Source organism: Streptomyces acidiscabies (genome assembly GCF_020010905.1).
Classification (GTDB): domain Bacteria; phylum Actinomycetota; class Actinomycetes; order Streptomycetales; family Streptomycetaceae; genus Streptomyces; species Streptomyces acidiscabies.
On record NZ_JAGJBY010000001.1, the window covers coordinates 5,818,936 to 5,838,471 of the forward strand.

Consider the following 19,536-nt stretch of genomic DNA (forward strand, 5'->3'; position numbering starts at 1 on the left):
CAAATACGCATGGTGAATACCTATTTGCGGGCGGGATGGGATACGTCATAGACAGAGCCATGAGTTTCTCCGACGCAGACCAAATCGCCGTCCACGAAGGCCAGTTCCATCGAGTCGTCATCGGCCCCGACCGGGTCGTCTGCCACGCCCGCACGGACGCCGCCGCACGCCGCCTCCCCGCGCGGGCGGCCATCCTGCGCACGGTCGCCGGGCTCGACCTCGGTATCCGTACGCCGCTCCCGCTGGCCGAAGGAGACGGCTACCTGGTGCTGAGCCGCATCCCCGGCGAACCGCTCAAGGGCGACGCCGGAGACGAGGTGGCCCGGCAGTACGTGGACCTGCTGAACGCGCTCGCGCGGGCAGGAGAGCGGGCACGGGGTGTGGTGCCGGTGGGGGAGTGGGCGGGGTTCGTGACCGGCGTACGGGATGAGCTGTTGCCGCTGATGTCCGCAACCGGCCGCGAGCGTGCCGCACAAGAACTCGCGGCGTTGGAGACCCTGCCCCGGATCACCTCCGCCCTCGTCCACGGCGACCTCGGCCGCGAGAACGTCCTCTGGGAGACGGCCGACGGCGCACCCCGCCTCAGCGGCGTCGTCGACTGGGACGAGGTGTGCCTCGGAGACCCGGCGGAGGACCTGGCGGCGATCGGCGCGAGCCATGGGGAGGGGCTGTTGGGGCGGGTACTCGCGCTCGGAGGGTGGGGTGACCCGGACCTCGTACGGCGTATCTCGGTGATCCGGGGGACGTTCGCTCTCCAGCAGGCGCTGAACGCGTGGCGCGACGGGGACGAAGGGGAGCTCGCGGACGGGTTGAGGGGGTACCGGGGTTCGCGGTGAAGGCCGGCTTGGGGCCCGCTTCCCGTGAGCTTGTTCTCGGCCCTTGGCGGAGCCCGGCGGCACCGGTAGGTTCTCCGCGGTGACCTTGATGGAGACACAGGGCCTCGCGTCGATGAGCGATGGGGCGCGGGTGCATTGGACGGCGCTGGGGGACACGACTCGGCAGCTGCCCGTGGTCATGCTCCATGGGGGGCCGGGGCTGCCGGATTACCTGGGCGACGTCGCGTCGATGATCGCGGACCTCGCACCCGTGTACCGGTACGACCAGCGTGGCACCGGCCGGTCCCCGTGGGAGGGCCGCCATTCCCTCGCCCGGCATGTCGACGACCTCGCCGAACTGCTCGACGTATGGGAGGTGCCCAAGGCCGTGCTGATCGGGCACTCCTACGGCACCGACCTGGCGAGCCGGTTCTGTCTGGCGCACTCCGACCGGGTTGCCGCGATGCTGCTGATGTGCGGGCCGTTCGTCGGTGACTGGCGCACCGGGGACCGGGCGGAGCGCGAACGCCGCATGTCCCCGGCGCAGCAGGAGCGGCTCCGTGAACTGGAGGAGACACCGCGCCGCACCGAGGAGCAGGAAGCCGAACTGCTCACGCTGGCCTGGTTCACCGACCATGCAGACCCCGAACGCGGGTGGCACTGGGCCGCGCGGGGTGCCCGGCAGCGGCGCCCCGTCAACTGGGCCATGAACAGCGAACTCGGCAAGGAAGGACGCGCGGACCCGCTGGACGAGCACCTCGCCGACCTACGTGCGCACCTACCCGCGCGAACGGAACTCCTCGGCGGGGCCGACGATCCCCGCCCCCTTTCGGCTCTCGAATCACTCGCGTCCCGGCTCGACCTTCCACTGACACGGATCGAGGACGCCGGGCATGAGCCCTGGTTGGAACAGCCCGACGCCGTACGCGCGCACCTTCGGAGATTCGTGCAAGGCGCGGTCGACACATAGGGCTCCGCCCGGTTCGCCGGCATTATTTCGGATGTCGGCAGCGTGGAATGCCCGTTCCTTGGCTGTTGGGTTCTATAGGGCCGTTTGGGATCATCTCGGCCATGGATGATGGACGCCGGGTCTATGAAGTCCGTTATGGCTGGAATGCCCAGGCGGTGAAAGGGGCACTGTTGTGCCTGCTCTTCCTCGGGCTCGCCTTCGTCCCGGGTTCTCCGGGCTGGGCCGCCGCCGTGCTCGGCGTCATGGGGGCCATCCTCTTCTCGGGGATCGCCCTGCTGGCTTGCTCACGCCGGGTGGCTCTCCGGGTCGGTCCGGAAGGTGTGATGCTGGGTGGCACGCCGTTTGGCATCAGGGCTGAGCTAACGGAGTGGCCGGAGGTCGCGTCCATCGAGCTGTGGACAGAGCCGCCGCATCGCATGGTGAAGACGTCGTATATCGGTGTGCGCCACAAGAACGGATCTGCACCTTTGCCGGGGAGCTCGCCCGCGCTTCGACAGATTGACGAATACCTGGCCGAGCATGTTCCCGCCGGGTTCGTGGAGGCATTCAGTGGAACCGTTCTGTCGAGCCGCGGAATGGTTTTGTGGCGTGTGGACCGCGCCCGGCTGAAGGCGACGCTCCGGGCTTTCGCTCCCGAGGTTTACCTCTTTGACCACCTGGACTAAGGGCTGTCCCGTAACTGCTGGTCACGGGTGAGATGATCTTGATGTGTCTGGTGTGATCACGGCGTCGGAGCCGTCCTGGATAGCCCCGTTCACCGGGCTGAGCCCCCGCCTGTTCGGCAAGCTGGTGACCGTACTGCGGCGCGAAGGTGCGGATGCGGTCCGCAAGGGCCGGCCGTGGAGCCTCCCGCTGGAGGACCGGGCTCTGCTGGTCGCGGCGTACTGGCGCACGAACTTGACGATGCGCCAGCTCGCCCCGCTCTTCGGGGTGTCCAAGTCGGCAGCCGACCGCATCATCGACCACCTCGGGCCGATGCTCGCGCTCCAGCCCCGCAAGCGGTTCGCCAAGGACACCGTGCTCATCGTGGACGGCACCCTGGTCCCCACCCGGGACCACACGGTCGCGGAGCAGTCCAAGAACTACCGGTACTCGACCAACCATCAGGTCGTCATCGACGCCGACACCCGCCTGGTCGTCGTGGTGGGCCGGCCTCTCGCCGGAAACCGCAACGACTGCAAGGCGTGGGAGGAATCCGGCGCCAAAGCCGCTGTCGGCAAGACCATGACGATCGCCGACGGCGGCTATCCCGGGACCGGGCTCGTCATGCCCCACCGCCGGCGCAAGGGCGAAGACCTTCCGGACTGGAAGGAAGCACACAACAAGTCCCACAAGCAGGTCCGCGCCCGCGTCGAGCACGTCTTCGCCCGCATGAAGACCTGGAAGATCCTCCGCGACTGCCGCCTCAAAGGCGATGGCGTCCACCACGCCATGCTCGGCATCGCCCGGATACACAACCTCGCCCTCGCCGGATAGACGAGCGGCCCGCACGACGGCCAACCACGCCCGAGACAGCTCGAAGATCATTTACGGGACAGTCCTTAGATGATCAGGCCTGAGGGGTGGTTGGGGGATAGCGCCGCAGCTCACGGACGCCGAGCTGGTCACCCTGGCGATGATGCAGGCCGTGCTCGGTTTCTCCTGCGAGGCTGGATGGCTCCGGCGCGCCCGGGCCCACCTTCGCAACAAGCGGCTGCGCCGGGTCACCCGGATCCTGGCCACCCAGTACGGCTACCGCGCCAGCCACAGCTGCTTCTGACGACGTACCGATCGAAGCCGACGCCCGCCCACCATCCGGGCAAGAGGCGTAGTGGAGAAACTCCAACACCTGCTCAAGATCCTTGTGCCCGGCACGAGCTCCGCCCCCGCCCGCCCCACCGCAGACTGACAGGGCGTGACGACCCAACTCCCCGTCGACCCAAGGACCGCATCCGTGAGCGAGCGCGTACTCATCCCCCGCAACCGGGGCTTCCTCTTCCTCGACTCCCACCCGGCGGGCTGCGAGCGCCTCGTCGCCGATATGTGGCAGGCGTGCCCCGACCCTGCCGTCGCCCCGGCGGAGACCGGCCCGGTTGCCCTGGTCATCGGCTCCTCCGCCGGGTACGGCCTCGCGGCGACCCTCGCAGGGCTCAAGCGCGCCGGCATCCGGGGCATCGCCGTCTGCTTCGAGAAGGCCCCCACGGAACGCCGCACCGCCACCGCCGGCTGGTACCGCACCGCCGCCACCGCAGACCTCGCACGCACCGCCGGACGCGACCTGGTCTTCCTGAACGGCGACGCGTTCTCCGACGGGATGAAGGACCAGGTCGCCGACCTGATCGAGACCCGCTTCGGCGGCAAGCTCGACCACCTGATCTACTCCGTCGCCGCGCCCCGCCGGACGGACCCCGACACGGGGACGACGTACGCGTCCGTCCTCAAGCCGATCGGGCAGGCCAGCCGTACGAAGACCCTCGTCTTCGAGGACCAGGGCGTCCCCGAGGTCCGCGAGGTCGAGACCGCGCCCGCCGAGGGCGACGACGTCGAGCAGACGATCGCCGTGATGGGCGGCGCGGACTGGGAGCGCTGGATCGACCACCTCTCCGCGCGCGACCTGCTCGCCGAGGGCTTCTCCACCGCCGCCCTGTCGTACATCGGCTCGCACCTCACCGAGGCCATCTACCGGCAGGGCACCATCGGCGCGGCCAAGGCCCACCTGGAGGCCACCGCCCGCACCCTGGACGAGCGGCTCGCGAAGACGGTCGGCGGCAAGGCGGTCACCTCCGTGAACGGCGCCGCCGTCACCCAGTCCTCGACGGCCATCCCCGGCATCGCCCTCTACACCGGCCTGCTGCGCGGCGTCCTCGGCGACGACATGGTCTCGCCGATCGGCCAACTCGCCGCCCTCTGGGACCAGTTGACCGGCGTCACCCCGCTCGACCTGGACGACGAGGGCCGGGTCCGGCTCGACGCCTGGGAACTCACCGACGCGGTACAGACGGCCGTCGCGGAACGCTGGGAAGCGGCGACGACCGACACCATCGCCGATCTCGCCGCCCTCGACTGGTTCCACGCGGAGGTACGGCGCCTGTACGGGTTCGCCGTACCCGGCGTCGACTACGCGGCGCAGGTGGAGACGGAGGTGGCCTGGCCTTAGCGCACCCGTCGTACGGCGTCGCTCCTCGTGCGACCAGCGCTTCCGAGGCCGTCGGCCGCCCCGTCCGGCGGAATCGCCGCCGCTACCCTCGACCCGGTACGGCAGCGGACCGCGTCCGGAAGGCTCCCATGACGAAGATCATCGAAACCGGCGGCGGGAAGGTCCGGGGCGTCGAGTCCGGCGACGGCGTCCTGTCCTGGCGCGGCATCCCCTACGCCGCCCCGCCGGTAGGGGAGTTGCGCTGGCGCGCGCCCCGCCCCGCCGAGCCCTGGACCGGCGTACGCGACGGCTCCCGCCCCGGCAACCCCGCGATCCAGCCGCCGCCGCTGATGCCCGGCCCCGCGGGCCCTCTGGAGATACCGCCGCCCTCCGAGGACTGCCTGTACCTCAATGTCACCGCCCCCGCCGGCGCCGAGCGCGCACCCGTCCTCGTCTGGCTGCACGGCGGCGGCTACCACGTCGGCAACGGGCACGACATCGCGGGCGACGGCGCCGGATTCGCACGGGACTTCGGCGCCGTCGTCGTGAGCTTCAACTACCGTCTCGGCGCGCTCGGTTACCTCTCCCTGCCGGGCGAGGAACACACCGGCGCCCACGGCACCCACGACCAGATCGCCGCCCTGCGCTGGATCCGCGCCAACATCGCGGCGTTCGGCGGCGATCCCGGGCGGGTGACGGTGTACGGCGTGTCCGCCGGGGCCAAGTCCGTCTCCAACCTGATCGCCTCGCCGCTCACCCGGGGCCTCATCCACGGCGCCGCGACCAGCAGCGGCGGCGACCACGTGGCAACTCCCGCGCAGAGCAGGGCCCTTGCCGCACGCTTCCGCAAGGAACTCGGCGCCGACGATCCCCGGGAGGCGCCCGCCTCAGCCGTCCTCGACGCGCAGAACGCCATCGCCCAGGGCCTGGAGGCCACGTGGGTCTGGCGCCCCGCCGTCGACGGGCTCGCCATCCCCCGCCGGCCCACCGACGCCATCGCCGACGGCGCCGCCACGGGCATCCCGCTCCTCGCCCAGCACTGCCTGAGCGAATGCCTCCTCTTCGAACTCGGCGCACCCGGCTCCGCCGCCCGTGCCGAACGGATTCTGACGGATGCCTTCGGCTCCGCCGGGTGCGCTGAGATCCTCGCGGCCTACGGCGAGGGCGATCGGACCGCCGTCATGACCGACGAGCGGTACGCCGTCCCCACCACCCGCCTCGCCGACGCCCAGAGCACCCACGCTCCCGTCTGGCGCTCCCGGTACGACGGTCCCCTCACCGAGTACGGCGGACTCCCCGCGTTCCACGGCTCCGACGCCCCGGCGATCTGGACGGGCGGAGCCGGCGCGGAGGGGCAACTGCACGCCGCCTGGGGGGAGTTCGTGAGGACCGGGGCGGTGGGATGGACGCCGTACGCGGTGCCCGGGCGGGCGACGATGCTGTTCACCGCTGAGGGGCGTCGACTGGAGAACGACCCCGACGGGGAGCGGCGCGCGGTGTGGGAGGGGCGGGAGTGGCGGGCGGGGACCTGGTACGACGTGGGGGAGGGGTTCTGAGCCGGTGTCAGGGCGCCCCGGCGAGCCGGACCTTCAAGCTCGCCGGACCCCTGAACTCCCAGCCCCGGAACACCGGTTGCTCGGTGAGGCGCACTCCCGGGTACGCCGTGAGCAGCTCCTCCAGCGCGATCCGCACCTGCGTACGGCCGAGCGTCGCCCCCACACACGCGTGCGCGCCCGCGCTGAACGCCAGATGGTGGTTGTGCGCGCGGCCGACGCGGAACTCGTCCGGCGCGTCCCAGCAGCGGGGGTCGCGGTTCGCGGAGGCGAGGACGGCCAGGACGAGCGTGCCCGGGGCGAGCCGCGTACCCGAGAGGACGGCCGGCGTGGTGACGCGGCGGGTGACCGTACCCACGGGTGAGCCGTACCGCAGGGCCTCCTCCACGAGTTCCGCGAGGTCGGCGCCGGTGCCGGGCACCGTCAGACGGGCCGTCAGCGCGTGGGCGAACAGGTCGCGGGGTTCCTGGATGCCGCCCAGGATCAGAAGCTTCACCGTCGCCGCCAGCTCTGCGAAGGACGCGCCGCCGGCTGCGAGGCCCGCGAGCAAGGTGCCCTGGGTGCGGCGCCGGAGGCAGTCCCCCAGCATCTCGTCCACGGCAGCGCTCGCCGCCTCCGCGCGGTGCTGTTTCGCCGGGTTCTGTTCGTAGTTGGCGGCGCCACCGGCGATCGCCGCCACCCATTCCGCGAACGACTCCACCGGCAACTCCGGTAGCCCTGTGGCCTTTTGGAGGACGCGGACGGCGAGGGGGAGGGCGTACGCGGACAGCAGGTCGACCTCCTCGCCGGGTTTCCGTTCACGCAGGAGGGCGCGGGCGCAGTCCCGTACGACGTGTTCCAGGGAACGCCGGACCACGGGAGGACGCAGGCCCGCTGTCAGAGGTGCGCGCAACCGGCGGTGGTACTCGCCGTCGCTGTGCACCAGGTTCGGCCCGACGACCTGCGACAACGGGGAGTCGTGCACCGCGGCGCCGAACGCCTCCGCGTCCCGGCACACCCGGTGGACGTCCGCCCAGCGAGTGACCAGGTGCGCGCGCAGGAGGGGGACCCGGGACACCGGCTCCTCCTCACGCAGGCGTCGGTACAGGGGGTAGGGGTCGGTGTCGAGAGCCTCGATCGTGATCGTGTCGCCGATGGTCATGCGGTGAGGGTGACCGGTGGGGGCGGCGGCGTACCGCTCCGAGGGCTAAGTCCCGCGAACGGGCGAGGCCCCGTGAACAGGGGGAGCCGGCTTACGCGGCGGGTGCCTGCGACGGGTGAGGCCGGCTCACGGGCGAGGCTCCGGCCGTTCACCCAGCATTCGCGCCGATGTCGGAAGTTGGTCCCTCCGCAACCTCGTCGCGTTCTGGATCAGCGGCTTACCATGCGCGTACGTGAGCGGCACATGGGGGAGGCGCGCTTGTCCGGCGGTATGCGTGAAGGTTTCGTGGGGGCGGGGCACCTGCCGTCCGGCGTACGGCTGTACCGGATCGGCGCGGACGGCACCGTCCTCCTCGCCGACCGCGACGGCGCCCGCGAACTCGGCCCCGACAAGGACCTGTTGAGGTTCATCGACGACGGCCAGTTCGCCCACTACCTCGTCGGCGACGCCAAGACCTCACCCGAACGCCCCTCCAACGCCACCGTCAAACTCGGCATCGTCGGCCCGCGCAGCGCCTTCACCCCCCACGCCCACGGCGGCGAGCACTACGTCCTCAGCCTCGGCTACGCCGCCTGCGGACTGTACGACGCCGAACGCGACCGCGTCACCGAAGTCCCCCTCGCCCCCGGCGAGTTGATCCGCATCCCCGAGATGATGCCGCACTCCTTCGCCAACCGGAACACCGACCCGCTCACCATCCTCGCGGCGAACACCGGCTACGGCATCGACCACGAGGACTACGCGATCACCGCGGACGAGGCCGAACGGCGCGGCGGGTTCGGCCAACTCGCCGCCGCCCTGCGGGACATCGAACGCCACCAGGGCGTCCACGGCACCGGCGCCACCACCGTCCGCGAACGCCTCGCCGCCCGCCTGCGGCGCATCGCGCAAGGACTGGAGGGCCGCACATGATCTGCCCGCACTGCCAGCAGTCCCTCCTGCTCAAGGAACGCCCCGGCAACCGGTGCGCCAAATGCGGGCGCCGGTACGTCTTCGACCCCAAGACCAACCCCCTCAAGCTCAACGACCTCCGGGTCCGCCGGGTCGCGTCGGCCCTCACGGCGAACGGACAACTCCCCTGCACCACCGGCCAGTTGTGGTACGCCCTCTCGCGCCGCTCGCTGCGTGAGCCCCGGGTCGAGATGGGGTGCGCGATCGCCCTGCTCGTCGTCGGAGGGGTCGCCGGCATCTTCGGACTCGACACCGGTACGGGCGCCGCCCAGGCCGTCGGCCTGCTCGCGCTCCTCGGGGCGGCCGGGTTTGCCGTCGCGCGCGGCATGGGGGTGGGGCGGGGGAAGCCCCGGATCGAGCGGGCGGCGTTCAGCACCGTCTCGCTGGCCACTTGGTGGATCGTCTACGGTTCGCTGCCGTCCGGCATCCTCGACGACAGCCGCGCGCCGCTGCCGCGAGAGGGGTCGGCGGGGAGGCCCGTCGTCCTCTGTCCGGACCGGTCCATCGCCGTCTTCCTGGACGCGGCGGGCCTGGACGTCGTGACCGAACCGTCCGCGCTGCCCGGCCGGGTGCCTGTACTGGTCCTGCATGACGCCGACGCCGCCGGGGTGTTGTATGCGCACTGGGCCCGTAATGCTTACCCCGGGCGGGTCGTCGTCGATGTCGGGGTGCCGGTGGACGCCGTGTTCGGGGTGCGGAAGGCTGTACCCGTCCGGGGGGAGCGGCCGGGGTCCGACACCGTCAAGTCCCTTGTGGCGACCGGGGAATTGAGCGCCGGGCAGGTGAAGTGGCTGGGGCGGGGGTGGGGGTTCCCGCTCGTGGGGGTGCCGCCGGCGAAGCTGCTGGCCGCCGTGACGCGGGCGGTCGAGCAGGTCGAGGCGCGGCGGGAGGCTGCCGCCGTCGGGTTCCTGACCTGGCCCGAGGGTCCGGAGGCCGGGTCCAGGGGGCGCGGGTGATCTGCCCCAGCTGCCAGGAGTCGGTGTTGCGCAAGGAACGCACCAACAGCGTGTGCGGCAAGTGCGGGCGCGCCTTCGCCCTCGACCCCAAGGTGCACGGCCGTGGCATGCACGACCTGCGCATCCGCCGCATCGCCGAACGCGCCACCGACTCCGGCCGCCGCAAGGTCACCGTCGCCCAACTCGGGTACCTGGCCCGCACCGACCACCGCACCTGGCCCGGCTCACCGGAACGGGGACGCAAGGGCTGGATCGGCTGCGGCACCGGATTCTTCCTGGCCCTCGGGCTCGTCCCCCTCGGCATCGCCGTGAAGGACGTACCCGCCGGGGGACTCGTCTGGCTCGCGGGACTCGGGCTCGTCGTCCTCGGCTACCGGATCGCACGGGGGCAGCCATACCGGCCCGCCGTCGGCGCGGGCGCCAGCATCGCGCCCACGCCGGCCGCCTTCGGGTCGATGATGCGGCACCGGTGGATCCAGGTGTACGGCAAGCTGCCGCCCGGGATCGTGGACGAACAGACGTACGCGGCCAGCCGCAAGGGCATCACCGGCATGACCGAACTCCTCTGCCCCGACCTGGCGACGAGAGTCTTCCTCGCGGCGAACGGGGTGCCAGGACGCTGGAACTTCCGCCTTGTCGCCGGACTCGACGGGGTGTCGGGGCGGGTGCCGGTCGTCGTGCTGCACGACGCGGGCGTGTCGGGGGTGCGGCTCGTCGCCGAGGTGCGGGAGCGGTGGCCGGGGCAGGTGGTGGTGGACGCGGGGATGCCGGTGCGGGCGGTGAGGGGGAATCGGCGGGCGGTGGTGCTGCATGGTGCGGTGGATGAGTGGTTCAGCCACTTGGCCAGTGAGAGGCTGAGCCGGTTGGACGGGGGAGTGGATGAGAGGCTGAGCCACTCGACCACTGGTGCCGCTGGTGTGGAGCAGTGGCTGAGCCACTCAGCCACCGGCGAGGGGGAGAGGCTCAGCCACTCGTCCACCGTGAAGGCCGAGAGGCTCAGCCACTCAGCTCCGGAAGCGGCGGGGAGGGCCAGCACGGAGAGGCTCAGCCACTCACCTCCCGAAGTGGCCGAGAGGCTCAGCCACTCAGCCACCCCCGCCCCCATACCCACCCCCACCCCAGATTGGCTCAGCCACCTGACCACCGAAGAGGTCCAGTGGCTCAGCCAAGGCTGGTACAGCCCCCTCGCCGCCGTCCCACCCGCCCTGCTGGAGTCGGTAGTGGTACGAGCCGTACGCCAGGCCACCCTCTTCCCCCTGGGATTCATGAGCTGGCCGACCTCCGAGAAGGACGGGAACTGACATGCCGAGGCCACTCCTGAGCCGCGCGATCACCGTGGCCGCGCGCCGGGCCGCCGCCCCCGGGGACCTGCGCTTCACGGAACGCCAGCTGTACTACGAGACGTGCCGGGTGCTGCGCCCGCGCCCGGCCCCGTTGCGCAGAGTTCCGTACAGCCCGCCCCCACCCGTCCGCCTCCCCCACTTCACCGAAGCCCTGCACGCCCTCGACCTCCCGGGCCTCCTCCCCGCAGCGGAACCCGCCCCGACGACCGGCGCCCCCGCACGGGAACCCGACCTGTACGACTACGGCGTACCCCGCCTGCTGATCTGCCAGAACCGCGAGATCGCCGGCATGCTGCTGGCCAACCACGTACACCTGGAAGCGGCCTGCCCGATCCTCGCCGCACCCGACGACCTCCCTCTGGACCCCCGCCTCACCGGAGCCCTGGCCCGAGCGGGCGCGGCGACCGTGCACGTCCTGCACGACGCGAGCCCCACCGGCATCACCCTCCCCGCGAAGGTGCGCGACTCCCTCGGCCCGGTCCCCGGCGTGAGGGTGGTCTCCCTCGGCCTCGTCCCCCGCCACGCACAGACCCTGCACCTGGTCTCCGGCAGAAGGCCCGGCCGCGTACCCCCGATAGGCCCGCTCCCGCACGGCCTGAAGGCGGCGGAAGTGGACTGGCTCGCGTCGGGCCGCTTCGCGGAGGTCGCAGCCGTACCGCCCGCGCGCCTGGTACGCGCGGTGCTGCGCCTGACCAGGGCCCCCCGCCCCGCCCGCGCCTCCGCCTGGAGCGAACTGCGCGACCTGCGTACCGCCGGGTTCATGACCTGGCCCGATGCCTGACCCGACCCCGAACCGAGGACCCACACGCATGATCCGCCCACGCGAGACCGGCTACCGCGACGAACTGCTGGCCGACGGGACCGTCCACCGCACCTACGAGGACGGCGGCCAGGAATGGCGTCGCCGCTGGCCGGACGGCGTCGTGCGGTGGCGCGACGAGCGGGGCGGCACCGGCACCGACGAACTCCTCGGCGACAGGATCGTGAAGCGGGTCCTCGCCGACGGGACGGTCATGTACGGGCGGGACATCGGCTACGGCCGCACCGTGTGGGGACGCGGCGAGCGGCTCACCGTCAACCGGACGTCGTTCGGCGGGCGGGTGGGCGCGGTGCTCGCTGGGATCGGCATCGCGGGGTTCGCGGTGACGGCCGCACACCTGCCGCCGGTGTCGCTCACGCCGGAGGAGGAAGAGGAGTTGAGACAGCAGGCGCAGAGTTCGTCGTCCGGAGGCGGGGACGGCGGTAGCGGCGACAGCGGGTGGGACGGCGGTAACTGGGGGGACGACGACGGGAGTTGGAGCGACGACGACTTCGGGTGACGGACCCACCGCACCGGTCGTACTCCCCCCGAAGAAAGGACACTCACCCGATGGCGCGCTTCTGCGTCTGCGCGGCACCCGGCGCCGCGCACCTCACCGCGATGGGCGTGACCCCCCTCGCCCCGGGCCTCGGCCTCGTACCCGGCGAACCGGGCCACGCGGACGGCCCGTTCGAGGCGGACGGCCGACGCGCCGTCGGCGAGGTCACCCTCCACAACCGCGCCGAACTCCGAGCCGCACTCGACACTCCCGTCTCGCCGGACATCACCGACGGTGAACTCCTCCTGCGCTGCTGGACCCGCCTCGGCGCCCGAGGCGTCGCGCTCGCCGAGGGCATGTTCGCGCTGGCGATCCTGGACGGCGACGACGTCGTCCTGATCCGCGACCACGTCGGCGCCCGCACCCTCTTCTACGCCCGCGCAGACGGGACTTGGGCCGCCACGACCTCCCTGCGCGCCCTGCGCCGCTGGCCCGCGCTCGGCACCCGCGTGAACCTCTCCGCCGTACGCTCCTTCCTCACCTTCGCCTACCTGCCGGGCGACGAGACGCTCCTGGAGGGCGTGCGGGAGGTGTTGCCCGGGCGGGTGCTGCGGCTCGCGGCCGACGGGAGTGCGACGGAGACGGTGTACTGGGAGCCGGAGGAACGCATCGACGACGATGGCGACCCCGTCCTCACCCTGCGGACCCTCCTGGAGGAGGCCACCGCGCGGCGGCTGCCCGAGGCCGAGGCCGTCGCCGTCCTGCTGTCGGGCGGCGTCGACAGCTCGCTCGTCACCGCGCTCGCCGCGAAGCTGCACAGCCACCCCGTACACACCTACTCGATCAGCTTCGGCGACGAACTCCCCAACGAACTGGGCTACTCGGGCCTCGTCGCCGCCCACTGCCACACCCGGCACCGGGTGTTGACGGTCTCCGGTACGGCCGTGGCGGCACGGCTCGCCGACACCGCCGCCCTCCTCGACAGCCCGGTCGGCGACCCGCTCACCGTCCCGAACCTGCTGCTCGCCGAGGCGGTCGCCGGAGACAGGCACACGGTCGTCCTCAACGGGGAGGGCGGGGACCCGGTGTTCGGCGGGCCGAAGAACCTCCCGATGCTGGTCCAGGAGATGCACTCCCGCGCACCTTGGTCGGAGGACCGAGCCACCGCCTACCTGCGCTCCTACCGCAAGTGCTGGACCGACCTCCCGGACCTGCTCACCGCCGACGCGCTGGCCACCCTCGAACTCGCCCCGCCTCCCCAGCGGTTCGTCGAGCCCTACCTCACCGGCCCCGACCGCATGCCCCACCTCCTCAACCAGCTCCTGCACTGCAACCTCCGCACCAAGGGCGCCCACCACATCCTCACCAAGGTCGAACGCCTCACCGCCTCCCAAGGGCTCCAGGGCCGCGCCCCCCTCTTCGACCGGCGCGTCATCGACCACGCCTTCGCCGTCCCGCCCACCCTCAAACTCCGTGGCACGGCGGAGAAATGGGTCCTCAAGGAGGCCGTACGGGACCTGCTGCCCGAGACGGTCGTGGACCGGCCGAAGAGCGGCATGCGGGTGCCGGTGCAGCAGTGGCTGGGCGGCCCCCTGCGCGACCTCGGCGGCGACCTGCTGCTCGGGCGTGCGGCCCGGCAACGGGGACTGTTCCGCACCGACACCGTACGGACCTGGCTGCGCGGCGAAGGCACGCTACTGCCCCGGCAGGGCGGCAAGTTGTGGCTCGTCCTCACCCTGGAGCTGTGGCTCCGGGCCTACGACCTGTAAAGGGAGACCAGCGCACGTGAACACTACCCTCATAGACCCCCGCACCGGCCGTACCCGAGGCACCTCGCCCATCGGGCGCGAGCCCGAGGTCGGCGAGGCGGTCGCCAACGCCCGTACGGCTCTGGCGACTTGGCGGGGGCTCACTCCCAAGGAACGCTCGCGTCGGCTGGAGCGGCTCGCCGCGCTCGTGGAGGAGAACGCGGCCGAGTACGTCGCCCGCGAGAACGCCGGGACCGGGAAGCCGTCGAGCGAGACCGCCGGTGAAGTGGCGCAGGTCGCCGACCTGTTCCGGTTCTACGCGTCCGCTGTGCGGGCCCAAACCGCGCCTGCCGCCGGGCGGTTGATCGACGGGCATGAGAGCTGGGTGCGTTGGGAACCGCTCGGGGTCGTCGGGGTCGTCGTGCCCTGGAACTACCCGCTGATGATGGCTACTTGGCGGTGCGCTCCCGCGCTTGCCGCCGGGAACGTCGTCGTGGTCAAGCCCGCCGAGACGACGCCGGACACGTTGGAGCTGCTTGCTCAACACGCTGCCGAGGCGCTGGGGTTGGGGGTCCTGGCGACGGTTCCCGGTGACCGTGAGACGGGGCGGCTGCTCGTCGCGGCGGACGTCGACATGATCGCGTTCACCGGCAGCGCCCGCGCCGGTGCCGACGTCGCCGCGCGGGCCGGAGGACGCCGGGTCAGCCTCGAACTCGGCGGCAACGCACCCGCGTTGATCCTCCCCGACGCCCCCTCCGACACCTGGACCCAGCTCGTCGCCGCCTGCGCCTACAACGCCGGCCAGAGCTGCGCCGCACCCGCGCGGGTCATCACCCTCCCCGAGAACTACGAACAGACGGTCGCCGAACTCGCCGAAGCGGCCCGGCAATGCGTAGCGGGCCGCGACTTCGGCCCCCTCAACAACGCGGACCAGGCGGCTCGTTACGACGGGATCGTGAAGTCCTCGGCGGCCGGACGGTCCCTCACGGGCGAACTCGCCCTGGGCTCAGGCGAGGAGAACGGCTACTGGCGTCCCGTACGGATCCTCGCCGACCTTCCCGACGACGACCCGGCGATCGTGGAGGAGGTGTTCGGGCCACTGCTGACGGTCCAACAGGCGGAGGACGTCGACGCGGCGGTGTCCCTCGCGAACGGGGTCCCACAGGCACTCGCGGCGAGCGTGTGGACACGGGACCTGACGACAGGGCTGGAGCTGGCCGGACGGCTGAACGCGGGGGAGGCGTGGCTCAACTGCCACCTCGCACAGACGGCGGAGCTGCCGCACGGGGGGCGGGGGGCGTCGGGGCACGGGACGGACTTGAGCGTGCTGGCGCTGCATGAGTATCAGCGGCCGAAGACGGTTACGGCGAGGTTGGTGCGGGGGTGAGGAAGCCGCTGATCGCCGGAGCACAGGTCGTCTCCGGCCTGACCATCGTGCTCCTCAGCTTGTTCGGGATGATCACCAAAGAGCCGTACTCGATCCTGGCGCCGATGCTGGGTACGGGACTGTTCGTCGACGGCTGCCGGGATCTGTGGACGCTGCGTACCCGGCAGCGAAGCGAGCAGCAGGGGTGACCCGCGACGATCGGCATCGGCGGATCTGACTGGAAGGACTAGCCCGTTCGGGCCGATCGGCTCGGTGGCCTGGCCGATCGGCCGATGCGGGGGTCGGTCCGTGGTCCGTAGCGTTCGAGGTGGATGAGGACGCGAGGGACGGGAGACGCAGATGGTGCAGCGGGTCGACGGGATGGCGACGGAGTTCGGCACGGACGTCGTGGAGCTGCTGGGGCGGGCGCTGAAGGTGGCGGTGCGGATCGAGCTGACGGCAGTGGGGACGGACACGGTGCTGGAGGCCGTGGTGGGGGAGACGGACGCCGGTGAGGCGATCGTCTCGGGGATGCGGAAGGCCGGTTCGCTCGGCGGGCACATCCGGGCGCTCGCCGGGAGCGGGAGGTGGGTGAGCGAGGACGACGCCGAGGCCGTCGAGGACCGCGAGGTGGACGCCGTCTGGCGCGAGGTGTGCTGGCGCTACCGCCTCGCGAAGCGCGAACCCGCCGAACTGCCCGGCATGACGGGGGCGTTGCGTGCCTGCCTGCTCCGCGCCCTGGAGTCGGCCCGCACCGAAGGGGCACCGGCGGTGCGCCAGAGGGATGTGGCCCGGTCCCTGGTGGAGGTGCCCGGCACCCGTGCGCGGGAGGCGATGACGCTGGAGCGCGTCGACACGGCCGCCGCACTGGAGAGGCTCGCCGCCGTCACGGAGGACGAGGCCCCGGAGTCGGCCGGCATCCACGTGCTGCGGATGGGCGGGGCGTTCGGCAGGCGGCGGAACCCCGTGATGCGCGTGCTGGGTTCCCTGGTCTCGGGCAGCGGTGTGAACGGTTCACCGGTCATGGGCGCGGTCAACGCCGAGGCTCAGCGGCAGGCGGCCCGGCACGGCCGGGGCTTCACGGGACCGGCGGATCAACTGCTGGGCATCCTCGCCCTCGACCGTGCCCTGCACGTCGCCGGCCTCGCACTCCCCGATGACCTCCGGGCCGTCAACTCCGCCGCGGACCTGCTGCGCCGGCACGGCGTACGCCAGGACACCCTGACCGCCTCCGCCCTCACCCTCCCGCCCGCTTCCGGCACCACGGGCAAGGACGAGGAACCGGCTCCCGAAAACGGCGCCGTGGAGCTGACCCCCGCAGCCCAGCGGATCACCGACGTCGCCCGCCTGGCCGCCGCCGAGCACGGCGCCCTCACGACCGGCACGGTCCACATGCTGGCCGCCCTCCTCGACGACGAGACCGTCGCAGGACTCCTGGACCTGGACGTCGTCGCCCTGCGCGCCGACCTGACTCCCCTGCTGGGCGCGTGACACCCGACGGCTACCGTTCCTCCTGGGAGAACGGCGGCGGAAGGGAGAACATGCGTCACCTGCTCGCGGACGCACGGGTGTCGAGGCTGCGCGACGAAGCAGAGGCGATCAGGTCGGCCGTAGGCGGCGCGGACCGGCGCACGGTCCGCCGCGAACTGTTCCTCTGTACGCTCGCCGCCCTCTTCTCCCTGCTGCCCCTGCTGCTCGCACCCCCGGTCCACCTGGCGTCGGCCGTCCTCGAAGCGGCGGTGGCGGTCCTGCTCGTCCCCGCCCGGCGGATCCGGCCCACCGCCGCTGTCCTGGGCGCCTCGGTGCTGGTCGTCGGCGAGAACGTATGGACGATGGCGGTCGCCCCCCTCGTCGTCCTCGCCGCCGCGCGCCGGGTCGCACGGCCCTGGCGGACCGTCGGGATCTCCTGCGCTCTCGTCCTGGTGCTCACCGTCACCAAGTCGCTGATCTGGTCCGGCGACCTGCTGATGAACCTCGGCGGCGGCGCGGCCTCGGCGGTGATCCTCCTGGTGCTCCCCGCCCTCGCGGGGACGCTGCTCGGCAGACGGCGCCCCCTGGTGCGACTCCTCAAGGAACGCAACGCCTACCTGGAACAGGCCCGCGTCCTCACCGACGAGGCGGCGCGCATGCAGGAGCGCAACCGGATAGCCGGCGAGATGCACGACCTCCTCGGCCACCGCCTCAGCCTCATCTCCGTCCACGCAGGAGCCCTCGAACTCGCCGCAGGACGCCAGGCACCCGCGCTGTCCGGCCAGGCCGAACTCCTGCGCACCACGGCCGGTACGGCGATGCAGGAACTCCGCGAGATCCTCGGCGTCCTGCGCCACACGGACCTCACGGGGGAGGAACGCGGAACACGCGAGGACATCACCGCACTCGTGACCGAGTCCCGGCGGGCGGGAAGCAGCGTCGACCTGGACTGGTCCGTCCCCGACACGGCCGACGTGGGATTCCGGACCCGGCAGGCGATCCACCGCGTCGTCCGGGAGGGCCTGACGAACGCGCTGAAACACGCGGCTGGAGCGCCGGCCAGAGTGGTCGTCAGGAACGCGGCCGGCGCGGTCGAGGTGTCGGTGACGAACGCGGCACCGGGCACCGGGGTCCGGTCCCAGGGCGGGAACAACAGCGGCCTGGTCGGCTGCGAGGAACGGGTCTCGCTGCTCGGCGGAAAGTTCGAGGCGGGAACACTGCCCGACGGCGGCTTCCGCATCGCGGCCTGGCTACCGGGGGAGGGGACGGGGGCGGCTTTCGACCCGGGCGGCCGAGCGGCCTGGACCCCGGCGGCGGACGAGATCCTGACCTGGCCCCGCGTGCTCGGATCGGGATGCCTCGCGGTGACGATCGTGCTGCCGACGGTGGCGTTCCTCCTGGTCCTGGCGGTCGCGGAGTTCGTCAGGTGAGCGGGTACAGGCGGTCGCACGAGCCGAGCGGCACCAGCGGTACTCCAGGCATCGGCCGGCACCCCGAGGACCGGGCGGCATCTCATAGACTGAGCCGATGATCCGAGTCCTGGTCGCCGACGACGAAGCGCTGATGCGGGCCGGGATCCGGCTGATCCTGGAGAACGCCGACGACATCAAGGTGGTCGCCGAGGCGGGGGACGGCCGCGAGGCCGCCGAGGTGTGCCGCAGCCAGGAGATCGACGTGGCTCTCCTCGACATCCAGATGCCGGGCCGGGACGGCATCGCAGCCGCCGAGGACATCACCCGGATGTCGCCGCGCACGTGTGTCGTGATGCTGACCGCGTTCGGGGAGGAGGCCAGTGTCACCCGCGCGCTGCGAGCCGGCGCGAGCGGATTCCTCCTCAAGGACACCGGGCCCGCCGACCTGATCCGCGCCGTACAACTCGCGGCGCGCGGTGAGCCCGTCCTCGCGCCGCGCATCACCCGCCAACTCCTCGACCGGCACGTCAGGTCGGGCCGCGACACCGAGGCCGCCCGGGCCCGCCTCGCCGACCTCACCCCCGCCGAACTCGACGTCCTGCGCCTCCTCGCCGCCGGACTCTCCAACGCGGAGATCGCCGACCGCCTCTACCTCAGCGCGGGCACGGTCAAGGCCCACATCAGCCGCATCCTCACCCGCACCGACTGCACGAACCGCGTCCAGGCAGCCGTCCTCGCACACGACGCAGGCCTGGCCGACGAAGCCTGAACCACGCGCCCAGGCAAAGGCGTTGACGCCCCGGCCCGCACCTACCGAGCCCGCCCTCCCTGGCCAATTGCTATCAAGAAAGCTATCAACACAGCGACCCTCGTATACAGTGCCGAACGTGACGACCAAACCCGACCCCGTGGACACCTGGCTCGACTCGTGGCGCGCAGAACTCCCCGAGTCCCTGTTCGCCTCCACGGAACTGACCAAACGGATCCTGTTCCTCTCCGCCGGACTGGACGCCGCGATGCGCCGGGCGCTCGCCGAGTTCCAGCTCACCCCCGCCGAGTTCGACGTCCTGACCGCGCTGCGCCGCCTGGGCGAGCCGTACCGCATGAAGCCGAACAACCTCGCCCGCCTCCTCATGCTCTCCACCGGCGGCACCACCAACGTCGCCCACCGCCTGGTGGCCCGGGGCTACGCCGTCCGCGAGGCCGACCCCGAGGACGCCCGCAGCGCCTGGATCCACCTCACCCCCGAGGGGATCGACATCGCCGGACGCGCCGTCGTCGCCGTCGGGGAGGCCGTCCAGACCGACCTCTTCGACGGCGCGCCCACGGAACGCGTGGACCAGGCGACCCAGGCCCTGCGCGACCTGTCGGCCGAGGCACCCAGGCTGCGTCGGTAGC

The 19,536-nt window shown here is 71.9% G+C and carries 19 protein-coding genes and 1 pseudogene; 19 read left to right on the forward strand and 1 reads right to left on the reverse strand.

Annotation, left to right across the window (positions count from 1 at the left end):
• Positions 1 to 35 precede the first annotated feature (35 nt).
• The 7 genes and pseudogenes from J8M50_RS26595 to J8M50_RS26625 all read left to right on the forward strand — a co-directional run bounded on the left by J8M50_RS26595 (position 36) and on the right by J8M50_RS26625 (position 6,456).
• Entirely contained in the window at positions 36 to 836 is an 801-nt protein-coding gene (locus J8M50_RS26595; protein ID WP_040839000.1) for an aminoglycoside phosphotransferase family protein, read from the forward strand.
• Positions 837 to 924: 88 nt separating this feature from the next.
• Positions 925 to 1,785 carry an alpha/beta fold hydrolase gene (locus tag J8M50_RS26600; protein WP_223786336.1) on the forward strand — a complete coding sequence of 287 codons (861 nt, stop codon included), beginning with the start codon at positions 925 to 927 and terminating at the stop codon, positions 1,783 to 1,785.
• A gap of 101 nt (positions 1,786 to 1,886) precedes the next feature.
• Positions 1,887 to 2,450, forward strand: a complete 564-nt coding sequence (locus tag J8M50_RS26605) for a hypothetical protein (protein WP_141655683.1) — start codon at positions 1,887 to 1,889, stop codon at positions 2,448 to 2,450.
• A 43-nt stretch (positions 2,451 to 2,493) separates the two neighbouring features.
• Positions 2,494 to 3,261, forward strand: coding sequence for an IS5/IS1182 family transposase (locus tag J8M50_RS26610; RefSeq protein ID WP_029183378.1), 768 nt, complete (start codon positions 2,494 to 2,496; stop codon positions 3,259 to 3,261).
• A gap of 94 nt (positions 3,262 to 3,355) precedes the next feature.
• Positions 3,356 to 3,505: pseudogene (locus tag J8M50_RS26615) on the forward strand (IS982 family transposase); the annotation flags it as partial.
• Between the two features lie 213 nt (positions 3,506 to 3,718).
• Positions 3,719 to 4,921 (forward strand): enoyl-[acyl-carrier-protein] reductase FabV, encoded by a 1,203-nt coding sequence (fabV, locus tag J8M50_RS26620; RefSeq protein WP_010352189.1) that lies wholly within the window; start codon positions 3,719 to 3,721, stop codon positions 4,919 to 4,921.
• Between the two features lie 128 nt (positions 4,922 to 5,049).
• Positions 5,050 to 6,456 carry a carboxylesterase/lipase family protein gene (locus J8M50_RS26625; RefSeq protein ID WP_010352187.1) on the forward strand — a complete coding sequence of 469 codons (1,407 nt, stop codon included), beginning with the start codon at positions 5,050 to 5,052 and terminating at the stop codon, positions 6,454 to 6,456.
• Between the two features lie 7 nt (positions 6,457 to 6,463).
• Here the strand turns inward: J8M50_RS26625 and J8M50_RS26630 are convergent, their stop codons facing one another.
• Positions 6,464 to 7,594 (reverse strand): cytochrome P450, encoded by a 1,131-nt coding sequence (locus tag J8M50_RS26630; protein WP_010352186.1) that lies wholly within the window; start codon positions 7,592 to 7,594, stop codon positions 6,464 to 6,466.
• 222 nt (positions 7,595 to 7,816) lie between these two features.
• On the opposite strand from J8M50_RS26630, the gene J8M50_RS26635 reads away from it, so the two are divergent.
• The 12 genes from J8M50_RS26635 (at position 7,817) to J8M50_RS26690 (ending at position 19,535) form a co-directional block, all read left to right on the forward strand.
• Positions 7,817 to 8,506, forward strand: coding sequence for a cupin domain-containing protein (locus J8M50_RS26635; protein WP_223786274.1), 690 nt, complete (start codon positions 7,817 to 7,819; stop codon positions 8,504 to 8,506).
• Positions 8,503 to 9,501, forward strand: a complete 999-nt coding sequence (locus J8M50_RS26640) for a hypothetical protein (RefSeq protein WP_010352184.1) — start codon at positions 8,503 to 8,505, stop codon at positions 9,499 to 9,501. The genes J8M50_RS26635 and J8M50_RS26640 overlap by 4 nt, the downstream gene beginning before the upstream one ends.
• 26 nt (positions 9,502 to 9,527) lie before the next feature.
• The gene (locus J8M50_RS26645) at positions 9,528 to 10,802 is read left to right on the forward strand and encodes a hypothetical protein (protein ID WP_223786275.1); all 1,275 of its coding nucleotides are present in this window, start codon (positions 9,528 to 9,530) and stop codon (positions 10,800 to 10,802) included.
• Between the two features lies 1 nt (position 10,803).
• Positions 10,804 to 11,625, forward strand: coding sequence for a hypothetical protein (locus tag J8M50_RS26650; RefSeq protein WP_010352182.1), 822 nt, complete (start codon positions 10,804 to 10,806; stop codon positions 11,623 to 11,625).
• 28 nt (positions 11,626 to 11,653) lie between these two features.
• The gene (locus tag J8M50_RS26655) at positions 11,654 to 12,163 is read left to right on the forward strand and encodes a hypothetical protein (protein ID WP_010352181.1); all 510 of its coding nucleotides are present in this window, start codon (positions 11,654 to 11,656) and stop codon (positions 12,161 to 12,163) included.
• 50 nt (positions 12,164 to 12,213) lie between these two features.
• Positions 12,214 to 13,911, forward strand: coding sequence for an asparagine synthetase B family protein (locus J8M50_RS26660; RefSeq protein WP_010352180.1), 1,698 nt, complete (start codon positions 12,214 to 12,216; stop codon positions 13,909 to 13,911).
• A 16-nt stretch (positions 13,912 to 13,927) separates the two neighbouring features.
• Complete coding sequence (locus J8M50_RS26665) at positions 13,928 to 15,277, forward strand: aldehyde dehydrogenase family protein (RefSeq protein WP_010352179.1); 1,350 nt, start codon at positions 13,928 to 13,930, stop codon at positions 15,275 to 15,277.
• Positions 15,274 to 15,465, forward strand: coding sequence for a hypothetical protein (locus tag J8M50_RS26670; protein ID WP_010352178.1), 192 nt, complete (start codon positions 15,274 to 15,276; stop codon positions 15,463 to 15,465). Before J8M50_RS26665 ends, J8M50_RS26670 begins: the two co-directional genes overlap by 4 nt.
• Positions 15,466 to 15,616: 151 nt before the next feature.
• Entirely contained in the window at positions 15,617 to 16,747 is a 1,131-nt protein-coding gene (locus J8M50_RS26675; RefSeq protein WP_010352177.1) for a hypothetical protein, read from the forward strand.
• A gap of 50 nt (positions 16,748 to 16,797) precedes the next feature.
• Positions 16,798 to 18,156, forward strand: a complete 1,359-nt coding sequence (locus tag J8M50_RS26680) for a sensor histidine kinase (protein ID WP_010352176.1) — start codon at positions 16,798 to 16,800, stop codon at positions 18,154 to 18,156.
• 97 nt (positions 18,157 to 18,253) lie between these two features.
• Entirely contained in the window at positions 18,254 to 18,907 is a 654-nt protein-coding gene (locus J8M50_RS26685) for a response regulator (RefSeq protein ID WP_010352175.1), read from the forward strand.
• Positions 18,908 to 19,025: 118 nt separating this feature from the next.
• The gene (locus J8M50_RS26690; protein ID WP_029183638.1) at positions 19,026 to 19,535 is read left to right on the forward strand and encodes a MarR family winged helix-turn-helix transcriptional regulator; all 510 of its coding nucleotides are present in this window, start codon (positions 19,026 to 19,028) and stop codon (positions 19,533 to 19,535) included.
• Position 19,536 lies beyond the last annotated feature (1 nt).